The following is a 16,326-nucleotide window of genomic DNA, read 5'->3' as shown; positions in this document are numbered from 1 at the left end:
TTCGGAGTCCTGCCATGACTGCCCTGCCCTCCCGCCGCGCCCATCCCCGCCTGCTGTGCCTGTCGCTCGCGCTGGCGATCGCCCCACTCGCCCAGGCGCAGGACGCCGCCGATGTCTTCAAGCTCAAGCTGGGCTACACCGGCGAAGCCGCCTCGATGATCGACGGCGGCCGTAAGAGTGGCGATGCCTACGCCGGCCAGCTGATGGTCGGCACCGATGTCGACATGGACCGCCTGTTCGGCTGGAACGGCGCCACAATCAAGCTCTACGTCTCCAATCGTCACGGCACCAATCTGTCCAACAGCAGCATCGGCAACAGCACCTCGGTGCAGGAAATCTACGGCGGCCAGGGCACGCGTCTGGCCAACTTCACCCTGCTGCAAAAACTCTTCAACGACCGCCTGGAACTGGAAGCCGGCCGCAGCGTCGCCAACATCCATTTCCTCGGCTCTGACCTGTGCCAGTACTTCCAGGGCAACTCGGCCTGCGGCAACCCCACCTTCGTATTCCGCACCAGCAACTTCACCTATTGGCCGGTCTCCAGCTGGGCCGCGCACGCCACCGCCTGGGTCACGCCCAAGGTCTATGTGCATGTCGGCGCGTATGAAGTGAACCCGGTGCAGGCGCAGGACGGCCAGCACGGCTTGAAGTGGAGCACCGACGACACCACCGGCGTGGTGGTGCCCTATGCGGTGGGCTACAAGAACAGGGGCGGCGACGGCAGCATGGCCGCGATGTACGAACTCGGCGGCTGGCAGGACAACTCCGACTACACCGACCCGCTGCGCGACCGCAACGGCAACCCGGCCGTGCTCAGTGGGCTGGGCTATGAAAACAAGCAGGGCCGCTCGGGCCTGTTCGGTCGCTTCGAGCAGCAGGTTACCAATCCCGACCCGTCCGGCACCCGCGGCCTCACCGTCTTCGGCGCGATTCTGCAAAGCACCGGCGGCCAGGCCATCGAAGATCACTTCGTGCAACTGGGCCTGGTGCAAAAAGGCACCTTCGCCAGCCGCCCGCAGGACAACATCGCCTTCGTGATCACCCAACAAAAATACAGCGACGAAGCGCTGGAAAACCTGCGTTTGGCCCGCGCCTCGGCCGGCGGCACCGGCACCCCGGCCGACAACCAGATCATGATGGAGCTCAGCTACGGCATCCAGGTCACCAAGCGCCTGCGCATCGCGCCGAACCTGCATTACGTGATCAACCCGGACCAGTTCAACGAGCCGACACGCACCAACGATCTGAAGAACGCGCTGATTGCGGGCATGCGGATCGACTGGAATCTGTGACCCGTGGAGAAGCTGCGCGCATTGCGCGCATGCTTGGCGGGCACCACCGCCTGAAGTGAGTGGCGGGTGCGTTGCATCTGCGTAATGACCCATCACTACCTAACGTTTGAATTCAGCGGCCGCCGGAGGCGGTCCGCTGGAATGATGGGTTCGGCGTCCTTGCGTAGCCCTAAAAGAAAAGCTCGAAGCCCTTCTTGAGTGCGGCACGAAATACCTCGATTGATAAAAACTTCGCACCGCCTTTGAGCCACCGAATTGCCCGCGACGGCTCAATTGAAGCTGCGGGGCTTGCCGAAAGATACTGTTGAATTGCGCCATACAGTTCATGAAACCCATGAACAAGATCAGCGTTTTCAAGTTGCGCAATCTCGACGTCCTCAACTGCTCCTTCTTGCAATCGAAAGAAGACCACACACGGTAGCGTCGCTTGGTCCTTGATGCCGAGTGCGTCAAAGAAATGAGCGTTAAATGCATCAACGGCGGTCTTTGTTCCGGCATGCAAGTAGAAGACGCTCAGTTCTTTACCGGATAGACGGTCAAGCTGTGCGAAGACGCCTTGATTCTTCAGAACCTCGCGGATGGCTTGATCGGTGAAGTCGTAGAAGATGAATGCGAACGACTTGGCACGGCCTTTAGCGAGATGCGCGACGCAGATTTCATCGAAGCGCCGAAGGAAGGACTGAAGTCCGTGGCCGATACCGTTTCCACTACTTTGTTCGAAGATGGGGATCATGATTGAGACGCCGAACGCCTGAATTAAGCCGAGCCGCGAAGCGGCTTCTGCTTGAATGAATTGTTAGCGCTCAACGTGGGGAACAAACAGTGCCTCCATTTCGTCTCGCGCGGACACCAGTAGCGTAAGGGCGAAGGAAACGCACAAGCAACTATAGTTATCCTCGACCTCGCAATGCACCCCGCGGCCACGCTCGTCGAACTGGCCGGTGCGGTAGAACGACAAGGGAAGGCCATGTACATGGCTGGAAAGGAACTTGTATAGCCAACGAAACTGCTGAACTTCCACGCCAGCTGCGGCAGCAATTGTCTCCAGCGGCGCGAGATATGCACTCTTGCCATGAAGGAGTTTGCGCTGATCTGACGCACGGAGAGCCAAGAAGAATGCATTGCTATTGAGTCGATCTCTAAGCTCAGCGGCCTGCGTCTGAAACCCCGGAATGTCGGCTGAGTTTGGATCCATCTCCTCAAACAGGTGAATCCTTGCCGTGCAGTCATGGAGATTGAAGATGTTCCAGCGACACTCCCTTACCTCGAGCAGGGATCTGACAAGTACGGCTAGTGAGGCGTAGTCCCAGTGGTCAGTGACCTTCTTTGACCATGACGTGCCTGGAGCCAAGATCGCTAAACTGACGCCGCGAGCGCATAGCGTTGTGAACAGAACGCTGGCATAGAAGTGGGATGCCGGCGCAGTTGCGAGAGACATTGAGGCAGTCACTAAGGACGCTCTCGAACGCCTTGATGCGTTCTTTGTAGTCGTCAGATGCGGCAGTGCTGGCGTTTGCCGCAGGGCGCCCCAACAGTTTGTTTATGAGTGCCAGGGACATTGCTTTGAGCGCTAACGCCTGAGTTAAGCCGAGCCGCGAAGCGGCTTCGGCTTGGACGAATTGTTAGGCCGCAGCTAGGTTGGCTGTGGCCTGCATGACCAATTCTACTGCCTCAACAGAAGTCCAGGCCACGTCAGGTGGTTCCAAAGAAAGGATATCGACGATGTCGCTTCCTGAGACTATGGAGTAGTGGCAAGGCGTCCGTCCGAAGGTAACCGCCTGCACAGAGTCCGCCGCCCACTCCGAGTTTTCGACTTGCAAGAAAGGGAACGTCCAGTTGCCGCCGGGTGACTTTGGTAGCTTCAGAACTCCCGATTCGCCAGGCCACTGATGGGCGAACTCCTCGTGCGTTGCCACGGCCTCGAAACCCTCGAAGCGCAAGACAAGCAACTGACCATTGCCAAAGTCTCCATCACACACAACAGTCATGGAGCCGGCGAAGTGCTGGAGGATAAACACACCCGAAAGATATTCAGGGACGTGTTCGATCGGACGCCAAGACTTGAACGTTTGCATAGATGTGCCTGAGCGGCCTAACGCCTGAATTAAGCCGCGCCGCGAAGCGGCGTCGGCTTGAATGAATTGTTAGGCAGTGAGTGGCCGCAAAGGTTGGATGGTGCAATCCTGCTCCCCCAGCACTGCCGCCTGGACCGAGTGTGCCACAGCTTGCGGGAGGGAGCTTGCCAAGCGATGCAGCGGCGCGTGATGCCATCGAAGCCAAGTGCACCGAACGCAGCGTGGGAACGACTTGCCAAGGCGAAGTACCAAACTTACCGCAACCAGCAACGGTGATGACTACTGTCCGCAGCTAACCGTATGCATGCCTGCGAACTCACCGAAGCGGCAACCACCAACGCATTTGCTCCACCACGGCCTAACACCTGAATTAAGCCGACCCGCGAAGCAGGTTCGGCTTGAATGAATTGTTAGGCCACATGCCGATCTTTTGCCAATAAGAGCATTTGTCGGCAGGGTCTATGACTTGCGCACGCCAGTCGCCAATAATGGGGTACCAGGCTCGTTGCCCCATCAGAATGTGTCCATCGAGAAGAGAGAAGGTAACCGAGTAGTACTCGTTGGCTGGACTGCGTGGATCGTACTCGCCGCTATAGAAGGTCAATGAAGCGTAAGGCGGTAAGCTGCCACGAGTGTGGTACCAAGAACCGCTGGCTTGAATGTGAGTAACGCCCTTTAGCTTGCTGAGGATGCATTGACTAAGGACGATGTTGAAATGCGGTGAAGTTATAGCAACTCCCGTTAGCGCCCCAGAGTTCTCCGCAGCGCGCGAGATACGCACTTTAACGGGCCCATACCTGTCAGGAATAGCACCCAGAGCGCCATCTGCACCAATTGGCAGAATGCGATCTTGGTGAGCGGACGCTACTCCTGCTACGAGGCCTAGAACTATGATCGCTGCAAACTTTCTCATGTGGCCTAACGCCTGAGTTAAGCCGCGTCGCTAAGCGGCGTCGGCTCGAATGAATTGTTAGGCTGCTCCTGGAACGGCTGCGCCTAAGTGCTTCTCTAATCTGGCGTACCGAACCGAAGGCCGTTCAGTGTGTGCGTGCAACACACGCAGAATGGTGTCATGTCTTTGGATCTCAGGTTTGAGTTTACCAGTTGTAGAACGCCGTCTTCATCAATGTATAGTCCGCTGAAATAGCTACTCTCGTCGACGCGCACGAACTCCTCCCGCTGTTCTTCACATCGTGCGACAAGCCAAAATATCGGATCAGTTGTGTCTAGCCGTGACTTGGCCTCTGCGTATATTTGATCCCAAGGCTCACCAACCTTTGACAGTAGAAAGCGAAAGAGTGGCGTGTAGTCACGGCCGTGCTTTAGCCGACCGTTCATCGATTCGCGCGCCACTTCGCTGCTAGTCGACTTCTGCGAGTTCCGACTGTGCCGAAACTCTCCACCTATGCCGTGTTTCACGCCATGAGTCCGAGTGTTGACGGAACGGTAAAGAGGAGATGTGCGCATGTGTTGTGAAACCTAACGCTTGAATTAAGCCGAGTTGCGAAGCAACTTCGGCTTGAATGAGTTGTTAGGCAGTGAGTGGCCGCAAAGGTTGGATGGTGCAACCATGCTCCCCAGCACTGCCGCCTGGACCGAGTGTGCCACAGCTTGCGGGAGGGAGCTTGCCCGGCGATGCAGTGGCGCGTGATGCCACCGAAGCCAACTGCACCGAGCGCAGCGCGGGAACGACGTGCCAAGGCGAGCACCGAACTTACCGCAACCAGCAACGGTGATGACTGCTGTCCGGAGCCAACCGCATGCACGCCTGCGAACTCACCGAAGCGGCAACCAACAACGCATTTGCTCCGCCACGGCCTAACGCCTGAATTAAGCCGAGTTGCGAAGCAATTTCGAATTGAATGAATTGTGAGACGGCTGATCCATTAATGGACGCCGCTGGGCGGACCAATGAGGGAGTCAATGCACTCATCCCGAATAGTGCGCAAAGCCTCGTCGAGTGCGGCCTGGTCCGTTGCGAATAGGGCATCCCAGACGGTGGAGTTGTTGAACTCATCAAGAGCCTCAAGAGTCCAGTCGGTGTCGGGCCCGCGATAGATCTCTAGGCGAACAGTGCGGCCATCGGTCGTGACGGAGCGGCATAGGGGCGATGTAACAAGCTGATAGTTGTCCATGAAAAGTCTCAGTTACGATTATCTCTGATCATCCGCCTAACGCCTGAATTAAGCCGACTTGCGAAGCCAGTTCGGCTTGAATGAATTGTTAGGCTTGCAGTTTGCGCGCGGCCTTCAACCTTGCGGCGCAACCATTCAGTTTTTGGTGTGAGTAAGCGCAAGAAAGGCCAACGAAGCCATGCCCGCTATCGCCAGAGACAACGGTATCCATAAGAGCATTCCCAGTCCCATGAGCCACCAGATAGATTCTGCTGCACTTTGAGAACCAATCCCCAGCGTACCTGCAGGCGCCTCGCCGCGCATGACGAGACGTGAGGCTTCCCAGTAGTACCAGGGAAGGTAAGCCAAAGCAGCAAATAGGATGGTTGCGAAAAGCCCTCTAAGAAATCTTTCCATTTTCAGCTCGCCAACTCTTCCATTGGGACTAACTACTATTGGACCGCCTAAACGCGGTGCTGCACCTAGTATCCGTAATCCGCGGACGCGAGGGAATAGGCTCTTCCCAATGAATATCAATCGCTTACCTGATAGCTGGGGCCAAGCCCGACGTCGATGCTGGTGATGTCACCCAACTGTTGAGCAGGCGTATGAATTACATCCCGGGAGATGGAGGCGTAACAGCGCGGTCGGGGCCGAAGCTGCTGGATCAGGTGCGCGACCGCCCGCGGGTACGGCACTGCAGCCTGCACACCGAGCAGGCCTATCTGAGTTGGATACGGCGCTTCACCCTGACCAGCGGCAAGCGTTATTTGGTGCAGATGGGCCAAGTGGAGGTCGAGACGTTCCTCACCTGCTTGGCGATCCAGGCACAGGTGTCTGGGGCACACAGAAGCGGGCGTTGGCGGTGCTGTTGTTTCTCTCCCGCGACGTACCGCGTATCGATCGGCATCACGTGTCCGACGAAATCCCTAGTGATCACAATCTTGAGTAGTGGCGTCACAGTGCACACCATGCAGTCACGACGTCCACCGCCAGAAACGAAAAAACCGCGCAATGCGCGGTTTTTTCGTGAAGCTCTGCCACTCAACCAATCAGGGGCGACGCGCCAGCGCCTCCACATCCTTGGCCTTGGGCAGCAGATCCTGCTTGGTCACCGCAAACGGCCCGATGCTCAGCATCGGCACCGCCACGATCACCGAGGAGATCACCACGATCACCGCACCGATCATGTGCGTCTCGGCCAGACCTTCCATCGATTCGCCGCCGTAGATGTACAGCGCCAATGCCGACAGGAAGAACATCACCGCGGTGATGATCGTGCGCGACAGCGTCTGGTTGATCGAACGGTTCAACACTTCCAGCGGTTCCACACGCAACCCGCGGAAGTTTTCGCGCACACGGTCGAACACCACGATGATGTCGTTGATCGCAAAGCCCATCACCGACAACAGACCGGCCAGCACGGTCAGATCGAACTCGCGACCGGTCAGCGACACGAAGGCCACCGTCACCAGCAAGTCGAACAACGCCGTCACGCTGGCCACCACCGCGAACTTCCACTCGAAACGGAAGGCGATGTAGATCAAAAAGCCCACCAGCATGAACACCGTGGCGTACACGCCGTTCAAGGCCAGGTCCTTGCCGACCTGCGGGCCGACGAACTCGCCTGGCTGCACGGTGGCCGGATTCTGCTCGGTGCTGACCGCTTTGCGCACTTCTTCGGCAACGGTGCGCGCAGCATCGTCCCGGTTGTTGTGCTGCTCACGCGCCTGCAGACGGATCATCACCTCGTTGCCGCCGCGGGCGTTTTGCACCTGTGCGTTTTCGAAGCCGGCCTTGGACAGCTGCTCGCGCACCTGGTCCACATCCACCGTTTTCTGGAAGCTGGTTTGCACCAGCGTGCCGCCGGTGAATTCCAGCGCGTAATTGAAGCCCTTGCCGACGATGATGCCGACCGAAGCGACTGCCAGGATCAGCATCAGGATCAGCACCGGCTTGCGCGGGCGCATGAAATCGATCTTGGTGTCGTTGGGAATGAGATGGAGCGGGAACAATTTCATGGAAAAGATCTTCCGTTTAGACGTTACGCACCCTCGGGATGCGCAACGCTTGCGAAGGGATTCATCCCTCGACCGCTACAGCTCTGCTGCAGGGTCGAGGCCGGACTCGCATCTCAAATAGCGACGGTCTTCAGCTTCTTGCGGCTGCCGTAGATCAGCACCGCCAGCGCACGCGACACGGTGATCGCGGTGAACATCGAGGCGAAAATACCGATCATCATGGTCAGCGCGAAGCCCTTCAACGGGCCGGTGCCGAACGCATACAGGGCCACCGCCACGATCAAACCGGTGAGGTTGGCGTCCAGGATGGTGCCGCCGGCCTTTTCATAACCCGCGGCAATCGCCGACTTGGCCGGCACGCCCAGCCGCAACTCTTCGCGGATACGCTCGTTGATCAGCACGTTGGCGTCCACCGACAGACCGACCGACAGGGCAAGGCCAGCAAAACCCGGCAGCGTCATGGTGGCGCCGAACAGCGACATCACCGCCACCACGATCAGCAGATTGAACAGCAGCGCCACCGAGGTGATCGCGCCGAACACGCGGTAGTAGATGGTGAAGAACACCAGCGTGAACAGGAACGAGTACACCACCGCAGTGACGCCGCGCTCCACGTTTTCCGCACCCAGACTCGGGCCGATCACGTATTCCTCGACAAAATCCATCGGCGCAGCCAGCGAGCCGGACTTCAGCAGCTTGGCCAGGTTCTCGGCTTCCACCTTCTCCAGACCGGTGGTCTGGAAGTTCTTGCCGAACACGCCGGCAATGCGGGTCGGCGACAAGGCTTCTTCCTTGACCCGAACGCTACGCACTTCCTTGCCGTCGACCATGGTCACGGTGGGGATGCGCTCGATGTACACCACCGACATCAGCTTGCCGACGTTGGCGCTGGTGTAGTCGAGCATGCGCTGGCCGGCGACGTTGTTGAGCGTCACCGATACGGCGGGCATGCCGTTCTGGTCGTTGCTGACGCTGGCACTGACCATCTGGTCGCCGGTCACCAGCGCGCGCTTGTTGAGCAACACCGGCGCGCCGGTATCGCGCACGCGGTAAACCTTGGCTTCCGGCGGGATGCTGCCGCTGCGCACTGCGTCTTCGGCATTGCCGTCGACCACCGCGCGGAATTCCAGCGAGGCGGTGGCGCCGATCAGGCGCTTGGCCTCGGCGGTGTCCTGCAAACCGGGCAATTCGACCACGATGCGGTCTTCGCCCTGGCGCTGGATGGTCGGCTCGGACACGCCCAGCGCATTGACGCGATTGCGCAAGGTGGTGAGGTTCTGCTCGATCGCGCCGCTGGCGATCTGCTTGAGCTCGGCCTCCGGCACCTTCACTGCGATGTTCTGGCCGCTGACGTCGTAGGTCAGCAACGGCTGCGCCTTGGCCAGCGCGGTGCGCGCCGCATCGGCGCTGGCGCCCTCGCCCAGGCTGATCTGGATGCTGTTGTCGCCGCGACGCTCGACCGCCCGATACGCGATGCGGCCGTCACGCAAGGTGGTGCGGATGTCTTCGGCAAAGCCTTCGATCCGCTTTTCCACTGCAGCCTTCTGATCGACCTGCATGGCGAAGTGCACGCCGCCGACCAGGTCCAGGCCCAGCACCATCGGCTTGCCGCCCAGCTTGGCCAGCCACTCCGGCACGGTGGAGGCCAGATTCAGCGCCACCGTGTAGTTCTCGCCCAGCTGCTGACGCAGCACATCGTTGGCGCGGGTCTGCGCCTGCAACGAGGACAGGCGCACCATCAGGCTGTCGCCTTCCTTGGTGACGGCTTTGGGCGTGATGCCCGCGCCCTTGAGCTCGCCGTCGATGCGGCTGCGCAATGCGTCGTCGAGCTGTGCACCGCGGCTGGCGGTGATCTGCACGGACGGGTCTTTCTGATAGATGTTGGGCAGCGCATACAACGCGCTGACCGCCAGCACCAGCAGGATCAGGAAATACTTCCAGCGAGGAAATTCGAGCATTGCGACAGTCCCGCACAGCACCATCCCGGCGCCGCGCCTAGCAGTGAGAACGACTTCAAGCGGCCAATACAACGTCGCGAGCGGTCATCCGGTGGATACGGGCAGTGCGCGGAGCGAAAACGCCGAGTGGCGCATTCCGACTCCGTGCACCGACTGCGCCCGCCTGACGGTGCGCGCAGCGGTGGTATTGCAGGCCTTCAATTGCAGCGACGTCTTGAGCAACCCAACGCAGGCATCGGCAGCGCGACGACAGCGGAGTGTACGAGCGGCCCCTGGCGTTTTCGAGCACCGGCCGGCAGCGCCAGACGGTACCCGAGGCCGATAGCCCGACTCAGCTGGCGGACTTCAGCGTGCCCTTCGGCAGCACATGGCCCACCGCGCTCTTCTGCACGCGGATGCGGACGTTGTCGGCCACTTCCACGGTGATGAAGTTGTCGCCGATGTCGGCAATCACGCCAGCGACGCCGCCGGAGGTGATGACTTCATCGCCGCGTGCCAGCTTGTCCAGCAGCGACTTGTGCTCCTTCTGACGCTTCATCTGCGGACGAATCATCAAAAAATACATGACCGCAATCAGGATGATCGGCAGCGCGAAGGTGGACAGGCTCCCCATCGGGCCGGCGGCCGGCGCGCCACCTGTGGCTTGCGCCTGGGCGACCGGGATCAGGAAATCGAGCAAATTCATTCAGTGCATCCTAGTTTGGTGCCAGCGCGCCCCACGGGCCCACTCGCTATTCAGGTACCGCCAGAGCGGAACAGCCGGGAATTATGCCACGCGGGTTCCACCCCGTCCGCGCCGAGGGCACGGACGGAAGGGCTCAGCTGGTTTCCCCCGGCAACGGCGGCGTGGTGGCGCCGCGTGCCGCATAGAAGGACCGCCGGAACTGCACAAAGGTTCCCGCCGCGATCGCCGCACGCATGTCTGCCATCAGTTTTTCGTAGTACCAGAGGTTGTGCATGGTGCCCAGCATCGGGGCCAGCATCTCGTTGCAGCGGTCCAGGTGACGCAGGTAGGAGCGCGTGTAGCCGCTGCTGCAGGCATGGCAACCGCAGCCCGGCTCGATGGTGTCCAGGTCGCGTTCGTATTTGGCGTTGCGGATGCGCACCGTGCCGAACGAGGTGAAATAGTGGCCGTTGCGCGCGTTGCGGGTGGGCATGACGCAGTCGAACATGTCCACGCCGCGCGCCACGCCTTCCACCAGGTCTTCTGGCCGGCCCACGCCCATCAGATAGCGCGGGCGGTCGGCCGGCAGCTGCGGATGCAGGTGTTCGAGCATGGCGTTGCGCTCGTGCTCGGGCTCGCCCACCGCCAAACCGCCGATGGCGTAGCCATCGAAGCCGATGGCGTGCAGGCCCTCCAGCGAGCGGCTGCGCAGGTCCGGGTGCACCCCGCCCTGCACGATGCCGAACAGCGCCGCGTCGTTGCCCAATCCGTCATGCGCATCGCGCGAGCGCTGCGCCCAGCGCAGGCTCAGCTCCATCGAGCGCCGCGCGACGTCCTCGGTGGCCGGGTACGGCGTGCACTCGTCGAAGATCATCACGATGTCCGAATCGAGCACCTTCTGAATCTGCATGCTCTCTTCCGGGCCCAGGAACACCCGCGCGCCATCGGTGGGCGAGGAAAAGGTCACGCCCTGCTCCGTGATCTTGCGGCGATGGGCCAGCGAGAACACCTGAAACCCGCCGGAATCGGTGAGGATCGGCCCATCCCAGCGCGCAAACCCGTGCAAGCCACCGTGGTCGCCGATCACATCCAGTCCCGGGCGCAGATACAGATGAAAGGTGTTGCCCAGGATGATCTCCGCCCCCAGCGCGCGGATCTGCTCGGGCAGGATGCCCTTGACCGAGCCATAGGTGCCCACCGGCATGAACGCCGGGGTTTCCACCGTGCCGCGCGGAAAGGTCAGGCGGCCACGGCGCGCGTGGCCGTCGGTGGTCTGGAGCTGGAACTGAAGTCGGGACATTGAAAGGCCGGGAATGGGGAGTCGGGAATCGGGAATGGGAAGAGCGGTTGGCAGGTGGCTGATCGTTCGGCGGACGCGCCTTACGATTCCCCATTCCCGATTCCCCAGTCCCTACCCCACAACAACATCGCATCGCCGTAAGAAAAAAAGCGATAGCGCTGTGCGATGGCGTGCGCGTAGGCGGCGAAGATGCGCTCGCGGCCGGCGAAGGCGGAGACCATCATCAGCAGCGTGCTTTCGGGCAGATGGAAGTTGGTGACCATCGCATCGACGCTGCGGATGCGGTAGCCGGGCAGGATGAAAATCTGGGTTTCGCCGGCGAACGGCAGCAATTCGCCATCGGGTGCGGCATCGGTCTTGCGCCAGGCGCTTTCCAGCGAGCGCACCACCGTGGTGCCCACGGCAATGACGCGGCCGCCACGGGCACGCGTGCGACGCACCTGCTCCACCAGCGCGGCACCGACGTTGAGCCACTCTTTATGCATCACGTGCTGGTCGAGCGCATCCACCCGCACCGGCTGAAACGTGCCGGCGCCGACATGCAGCGTGACGTGGCCGAACTCGACCCCGCGCTCGCGCAAGCGCGCCAGTAGCTGCTCGTCGAAATGCAGGCCGGCGGTGGGCGCGGCGACCGCACCGACCTCGCGCGCAAACACGGTTTGGTAGCGCTCGCGGTCTTCCAGCCCCGGCTCACGGCGGATGTAGGGCGGCAGCGGCAGGCGGCCGGCCTCGGGCAGCCACTGCTCCAGCGGCAACGGGATCTCGAAGCGCAGCAGATAAAACTCGCCATCGCGCCCCAGCACCTCGGCCTGGCCACCCGCGTCGAGCGCGATCAGGCTGCCGGCCTTGGGCGACTTGCTCGCGCCGATCTGCACCCGCGCCTCGCGTTCGCCCAGCAGGCGCTCGATCAGGATTTCCACCCGCCCACCGCTGGCCTTCTGCCCGAACAGCCGCGCCGGGATGACGCGGGTGTCGTTGAAGATCAGCAGATCGCCCGGCTGCAACAGCTCGGGCAGATCGCGCACCTGGCGGTCGCTGAAGTCTGCAGGCGCTTTGGGCACCACCAGCAGACGGCTGGCCGCACGCTCGGCCAGCGGCGCCTGGGCGATCAGCTCGTCGGGGAGCGAATAGTTGAAATCGGACTTCTTCAAGGCGTGGCGGTGCAGCGGTTTGGGGGCACTAGTTTAGCGGGACATGCACAGGCAGGTTTGGCAGCCTTTTCCTCCAAGCAAACAAGACCCGCGGAGGTCGCGGAGGTCGCAGATCCTTTTCCCGTCGGGAGAAGGTGGCGCGCAGCGYCGGATGAGGGTRCGAGCGAAGCCTCATGGAGTTGAAATGCCACATGGGCTTCGCCCCGTACCCTCWCCCCAACCCCTCTCCCGAGGGGAGAGSGGCTTGAGCGGCAGCTCGACTGCTTGTCCTTCTCCCGCCGGGCGGGAGAAGGTGGCGCGCAGCGCCGGATGAGGGTGCGAGCGAAGCCTGATGCGCTCAAATAGTGCAGAGGCTTCGCCCCGTACCCTCACCCCAACCCCTCTCCCGGGGGGAGAGGGGCTTGCTAGCTCGCGAATCATGACCCTCAGGATTCCCGACTCCCCGCCCCTCACCGCTCGAACTTGGTCGACAGGATGATTGAGGTCGTAGTGCGCTCCACCCCGTCGATCGCGCCGATCGCGTCGGTGAGCACGTCCATCTCGTTGACGCCGCCGACCACGCCCAGCGCGATCAGGTCGTAGGCGCCGCTGACCGAGTGCAGCAGGCGCACCTCGGCGATGTCGCGCAAGGCCTTGACCACGGCCGGCATCTTCTTGGGCAGCACGGTGATCAGGATGTGCGCGCGGATGCGGCCCTGTTCGTAGTCGTCGTGGGTGCGCACGGTGTAGCCGCTGATCACGCCATCGCGTTCGAGCTTTTCGATGCGGCTTTGCACCGTGGTGCGCGACAAGCCGAGCCGGCGCGCGATCTGTGCAGTGGACGCACGCGCGTCCTCGCGCAGCAGCGACAACAGGCGTTCGTCGGACGGGGTGATTTTCACAATGCGCATCCGGTTCGGCGAATCGACGAAAATACCGTACATCACGCCTAAATTCACGCTGCCAAACGCCGATCGTCTGCCGATAATAGGAAGGACAACGTCAATGCAGGAGATGCGCCATGTCCGTCCTCGCCCCGCTCGCCCCGCTGCGTGCCCACGCCGGCCGCCGCCTGACCGATGGCCTGGACGATGCCGCCATCGTGCGTCTGGCCGCCAACCATCCGGACCTGGCCCACGCCATCGACGCCGCTGGCGCCGAATACGCGCAGGTGCGCGATGACGCTGCCGACCTGCTCGATCTGGACGAAGGCGACCAGATCGCCGCCGTGCAGGACGGCTTCATCAACTTCTACGCCGACGATGCGGTGACGCCCTACGTGGCGCTGGCTGCGCGTGGGCCTTGGGTGATCACGCTCAAGGGCGCGGTGCTCTACGACGCCGGCGGCTACGGCATGCTGGGCTTCGGCCACACCCCGGAGCCGGTGCTGGAGGCGATGGCGCGCCCGCAGGTAATGGCCAATGTGATGACCCCCAGCCTGGCGCAGCGCCGGCTGGACCGCGCCCTGCGCGCCGAGATCGGTCACACCCGCGGGGGCTGCCCGTTCGCCCGTTTCATGTGTCTCAACTCCGGCTCCGAAGCGGTGGGCCTGGCCGCGCGCATCGTCGATACCAACGCCAAGCTGCACACCGACCCGGGCGCGCGGCATGCCGGGGCCACCATCAAGCGCCTGGTGGTCAAGGGCAGCTTCCATGGCCGCACCGACCGACCGGGGCTGTATTCGGATTCCAGCCGCAAGACCTACAACAAGTATCTGGCCAGCTACCGCGACGAAGATTCGGTGATTGCGATCGCGCCCTATGACGTGGCCGCCCTGGAGCGCGCCTTCGAAGAAGCCGTGCGCAACCACTGGTTTATCGAAGCGGTGTTCCTGGAACCGGTGATGGGCGAAGGCGACCCGGGGCGTGCGCTGCCGGCCGAGTTCTACGCCGCCGCACGCGCGCTCACCCGCTCGCACGGCAGCCTGCTGCTGGTGGATTCCATCCAGGCCGGCCTGCGTGCGCACGGCGTGCTGTCGGTGGTGGACTACCCCGGCTTCGAGCAGCTCGACCCGCCGGATCTAGAAACCTATTCCAAGGCGCTCAACGCCGCGCAGTACCCGTTGTCGGTGCTGGCGGTGACCGAGCACGCCGCGCAGGTGTACCGCAAGGGCACCTACGGCAACACCATGACCACCAACCCGCGCGCGCTCGATGTGGCCTGCGCCACGCTGGCGTTGTTCACCCCAGCAGTGCGCGACAACATCCGCACCCGCGGCGCACAGGCGATTGCCAAGCTGCAGGCGCTGCAGTCCGAACTGGGCGGCCTGATCACCAAGGTGCAAGGCACCGGGCTGCTGTTTTCCTGCGAACTGGCGCCGCAGTTCAAGTGCTATGGCGCTGGCTCCACAGAAGAGTGGCTGCGCCATCGCGGCGTCAACGTGATCCACGGCGGCGAGAACTCGCTGCGCTTCACCCCGCACTTTGCGATGGACGAAGACGAACTGGATCTGCTGGTCGGCCTGATCGCACGCGCATTGAAGGAAGGCCCGCGCCAGGTGCAGGCCGAGGCCGCCTGATCCGCGCCGGGCGATGCATCGGCTGCGCAACTGCAGCCGGTGCGTTGCCCGATTGGGTGTTGGAGTTGCCATCTGCGCCGCGTTGTTTGGTTTGGCAGCGTGGTCGGCACCGGCGGTCGTTGCGCAAGGCATCGACCGTGTTCAAGCAGACGCCAGGCTGTTGCGAAGCCCGCCTCTCACCTCGCCCATCGCCCCTCGCACAACAACTGCAAGGTGCAATGCGAAGCCAATCTGGCGTGCAAGCTTTCGCTTGCATGAATCGCCAGCAACGTGCTTCGCGAATCGGCTAAACACCTTCGACCTGCGCCGCCTTCGCCCAGGCCGATGGCCGTGTCGCAACAACAAACGCACCAATCAGATCGGCACAGCGCTCAACTTGCGGCGCAGATAATTGGTCACGGCACGGTGTGGCGATTTGCCGCGCCACGACGCCCAGCACAAGTGCGAGCCAACGGCGATCTGGCCACCACGATGGCCAAGCCCGAACCAGGTGCGATCCGGGTGGAAGGCGTTGCGCGGCGGGAACACGATGCCGGCGAACTGCCCGGCATGCGCGTTGTAGAAGCGGGTGAGCCCGCGCGGGCCGGAGATCATTGGAATCTCGCGGTGGTCTTCCAGCGTTTCCGGCGCATGCACATTGAAAATGTGCTCGATGAACGCGCCCCAGAACGGATGCCCCGCTTCGGAGCCGAAGACGGCGTTACCGATCTTGAAGTCGTCGTTGTCGGGCGTGCCTTCTTCAATGGGAAGCACGCATTGCTGCGACAGGACCTCCGCACCGAGCGGACGCAGCAGCTTGTAGTCGGTATCGAAGTAGAAACCGCCGTGCGCATGCATGTACGCACAGCGCGCGATGTCCGCTTTCATCACGCCAAAACGGATGCGCTCGTAGCGCTGGGCAAACTCGGGAAACGCACGTCGCATCAGTTCAGAGTTATCGGCATCGTCCCAGACGTGACAGGTCCATCCGGGCAACAAACGCTGCAAACGATCGCAAACTCGGCGCTCCTCCCACAGCAAGTGCTTGGTGGGTGCGGTCAGGTGAATCAATTGGGGAATCATGGGGGGCGACTCGGTGGGCTGGGGGAGCCAGAGCCGTCACCGCAGCACCGCATCGAATCGGCTACTCGGTTGGCGACTCAGCTGCGCCAACCGTAGTCGCACTAATGATGTGATGTAATTCACATTACCTGATGAACAATCGCATTTTTCATCGATAGAATCGATGCATCCGCGAAGTTTTGAAACGATGCA

The 16,326-nt window shown here is 61.8% G+C and carries 14 protein-coding genes and 1 pseudogene; 3 read left to right on the top strand and 12 right to left on the bottom strand.

The window, feature by feature from the left end:
* The first annotated feature begins 14 nt into the window (after positions 1–14).
* Complete coding sequence (locus tag ASF90_RS14880) at positions 15–1,292, top strand: carbohydrate porin (protein ID WP_055851732.1); 1,278 nt, start codon at positions 15–17, stop codon at positions 1,290–1,292.
* A 169-nt stretch (positions 1,293–1,461) separates the two neighbouring features.
* On the opposite strand, the gene ASF90_RS14875 is transcribed toward ASF90_RS14880, so the two are convergent.
* From ASF90_RS14875 to ASF90_RS23505, 5 genes are all read right to left on the bottom strand, one after another.
* Positions 1,462–2,025: a hypothetical protein gene (locus ASF90_RS14875; protein ID WP_055851729.1), complete on the bottom strand. Its 564-nt coding sequence runs from the start codon at positions 2,023–2,025 to the stop codon at positions 1,462–1,464.
* Positions 2,026–2,088: 63 nt separating this feature from the next.
* Positions 2,089–2,730, bottom strand: a complete 642-nt coding sequence (locus ASF90_RS14870; RefSeq protein ID WP_055851726.1) for a hypothetical protein — start codon at positions 2,728–2,730, stop codon at positions 2,089–2,091.
* Positions 2,731–2,914: 184 nt separating this feature from the next.
* Positions 2,915–3,367 carry a hypothetical protein gene (locus ASF90_RS14865; RefSeq protein ID WP_055851723.1) on the bottom strand — a complete coding sequence of 151 codons (453 nt, stop codon included), beginning with the start codon at positions 3,365–3,367 and terminating at the stop codon, positions 2,915–2,917.
* A gap of 1,886 nt (positions 3,368–5,253) precedes the next feature.
* Positions 5,254–5,502 carry a hypothetical protein gene (locus tag ASF90_RS14860; RefSeq protein ID WP_055851720.1) on the bottom strand — a complete coding sequence of 83 codons (249 nt, stop codon included), beginning with the start codon at positions 5,500–5,502 and terminating at the stop codon, positions 5,254–5,256.
* A gap of 135 nt (positions 5,503–5,637) precedes the next feature.
* Entirely contained in the window at positions 5,638–5,898 is a 261-nt protein-coding gene (locus ASF90_RS23505) for a hypothetical protein (RefSeq protein WP_153066567.1), read from the bottom strand.
* A 191-nt stretch (positions 5,899–6,089) separates the two neighbouring features.
* Between ASF90_RS23505 and ASF90_RS22510 the strand changes: the two are divergent.
* Positions 6,090–6,373, top strand: a pseudogene (locus ASF90_RS22510) (site-specific integrase); the annotation flags it as partial.
* A gap of 160 nt (positions 6,374–6,533) precedes the next feature.
* On the opposite strand, the gene secF reads toward ASF90_RS22510, so the two are convergent.
* From secF to ASF90_RS14825, 6 genes are all read right to left on the bottom strand, one after another.
* Positions 6,534–7,502, bottom strand: a complete 969-nt coding sequence (gene secF, locus ASF90_RS14850; protein ID WP_055851716.1) for a protein translocase subunit SecF — start codon at positions 7,500–7,502, stop codon at positions 6,534–6,536.
* A 113-nt stretch (positions 7,503–7,615) separates the two neighbouring features.
* Complete coding sequence (secD, locus tag ASF90_RS14845) at positions 7,616–9,460, bottom strand: protein translocase subunit SecD (RefSeq protein ID WP_055851713.1); 1,845 nt, start codon at positions 9,458–9,460, stop codon at positions 7,616–7,618.
* A 331-nt stretch (positions 9,461–9,791) separates the two neighbouring features.
* Positions 9,792–10,145 (bottom strand): preprotein translocase subunit YajC, encoded by a 354-nt coding sequence (gene yajC, locus ASF90_RS14840; protein WP_055851709.1) that lies wholly within the window; start codon positions 10,143–10,145, stop codon positions 9,792–9,794.
* A gap of 133 nt (positions 10,146–10,278) precedes the next feature.
* Positions 10,279–11,424 carry a tRNA guanosine(34) transglycosylase Tgt gene (gene tgt, locus ASF90_RS14835; protein ID WP_055851704.1) on the bottom strand — a complete coding sequence of 382 codons (1,146 nt, stop codon included), beginning with the start codon at positions 11,422–11,424 and terminating at the stop codon, positions 10,279–10,281.
* An 80-nt stretch (positions 11,425–11,504) separates the two neighbouring features.
* Entirely contained in the window at positions 11,505–12,575 is a 1,071-nt protein-coding gene (gene queA, locus ASF90_RS14830; protein WP_055851700.1) for a tRNA preQ1(34) S-adenosylmethionine ribosyltransferase-isomerase QueA, read from the bottom strand.
* A gap of 449 nt (positions 12,576–13,024) precedes the next feature.
* A complete protein-coding gene (locus ASF90_RS14825) occupies positions 13,025–13,456 on the bottom strand; it encodes an Lrp/AsnC family transcriptional regulator (protein ID WP_055852282.1) in 432 nt (143 codons plus the stop codon).
* Between the two features lie 119 nt (positions 13,457–13,575).
* On the opposite strand from ASF90_RS14825, the gene ASF90_RS14820 reads away from it, so the two are divergent.
* Positions 13,576–15,072 (top strand): aminotransferase class III-fold pyridoxal phosphate-dependent enzyme, encoded by a 1,497-nt coding sequence (locus ASF90_RS14820; RefSeq protein ID WP_055851697.1) that lies wholly within the window; start codon positions 13,576–13,578, stop codon positions 15,070–15,072.
* Positions 15,073–15,426: 354 nt separating this feature from the next.
* Here ASF90_RS14820 and ASF90_RS14815 read toward each other — a convergent pair whose 3' ends face one another.
* Positions 15,427–16,134 (bottom strand): glycosyltransferase, encoded by a 708-nt coding sequence (locus tag ASF90_RS14815; RefSeq protein ID WP_055851694.1) that lies wholly within the window; start codon positions 16,132–16,134, stop codon positions 15,427–15,429.
* Positions 16,135–16,326: the final 192 nt, after the last annotated feature.

Source organism: Xanthomonas sp. Leaf148, from assembly GCF_001423585.1.
GTDB lineage: Bacteria > Pseudomonadota > Gammaproteobacteria > Xanthomonadales > Xanthomonadaceae > Xanthomonas.
This window is presented reverse-complemented; position numbering and strand designations above follow the sequence as displayed.

Coding starts and splice junctions, on each gene's coding strand:
- ASF90_RS14880 (WP_055851732.1), top strand. CDS start 15: ATGACTGCCCTGCCCTCCCGCCGCGCCCATCCCCGCCTGCTGTGCCTG.
- ASF90_RS14875 (WP_055851729.1), bottom strand. CDS start 2,025: ATGATCCCCATCTTCGAACAAAGTAGTGGAAACGGTATCGGCCACGGA.
- ASF90_RS14870 (WP_055851726.1), bottom strand. CDS start 2,730: ATGTCTCTCGCAACTGCGCCGGCATCCCACTTCTATGCCAGCGTTCTG.
- ASF90_RS14865 (WP_055851723.1), bottom strand. CDS start 3,367: ATGCAAACGTTCAAGTCTTGGCGTCCGATCGAACACGTCCCTGAATAT.
- ASF90_RS14860 (WP_055851720.1), bottom strand. CDS start 5,502: ATGGACAACTATCAGCTTGTTACATCGCCCCTATGCCGCTCCGTCACG.
- ASF90_RS23505 (WP_153066567.1), bottom strand. CDS start 5,898: ATGGAAAGATTTCTTAGAGGGCTTTTCGCAACCATCCTATTTGCTGCT.
- secF (WP_055851716.1), bottom strand. CDS start 7,502: ATGAAATTGTTCCCGCTCCATCTCATTCCCAACGACACCAAGATCGAT.
- secD (WP_055851713.1), bottom strand. CDS start 9,460: ATGCTCGAATTTCCTCGCTGGAAGTATTTCCTGATCCTGCTGGTGCTG.
- yajC (WP_055851709.1), bottom strand. CDS start 10,145: ATGAATTTGCTCGATTTCCTGATCCCGGTCGCCCAGGCGCAAGCCACA.
- tgt (WP_055851704.1), bottom strand. CDS start 11,424: ATGTCCCGACTTCAGTTCCAGCTCCAGACCACCGACGGCCACGCGCGC.
- ASF90_RS14820 (WP_055851697.1), top strand. CDS start 13,576: ATGTCCGTCCTCGCCCCGCTCGCCCCGCTGCGTGCCCACGCCGGCCGC.
- ASF90_RS14815 (WP_055851694.1), bottom strand. CDS start 16,134: ATGATTCCCCAATTGATTCACCTGACCGCACCCACCAAGCACTTGCTG.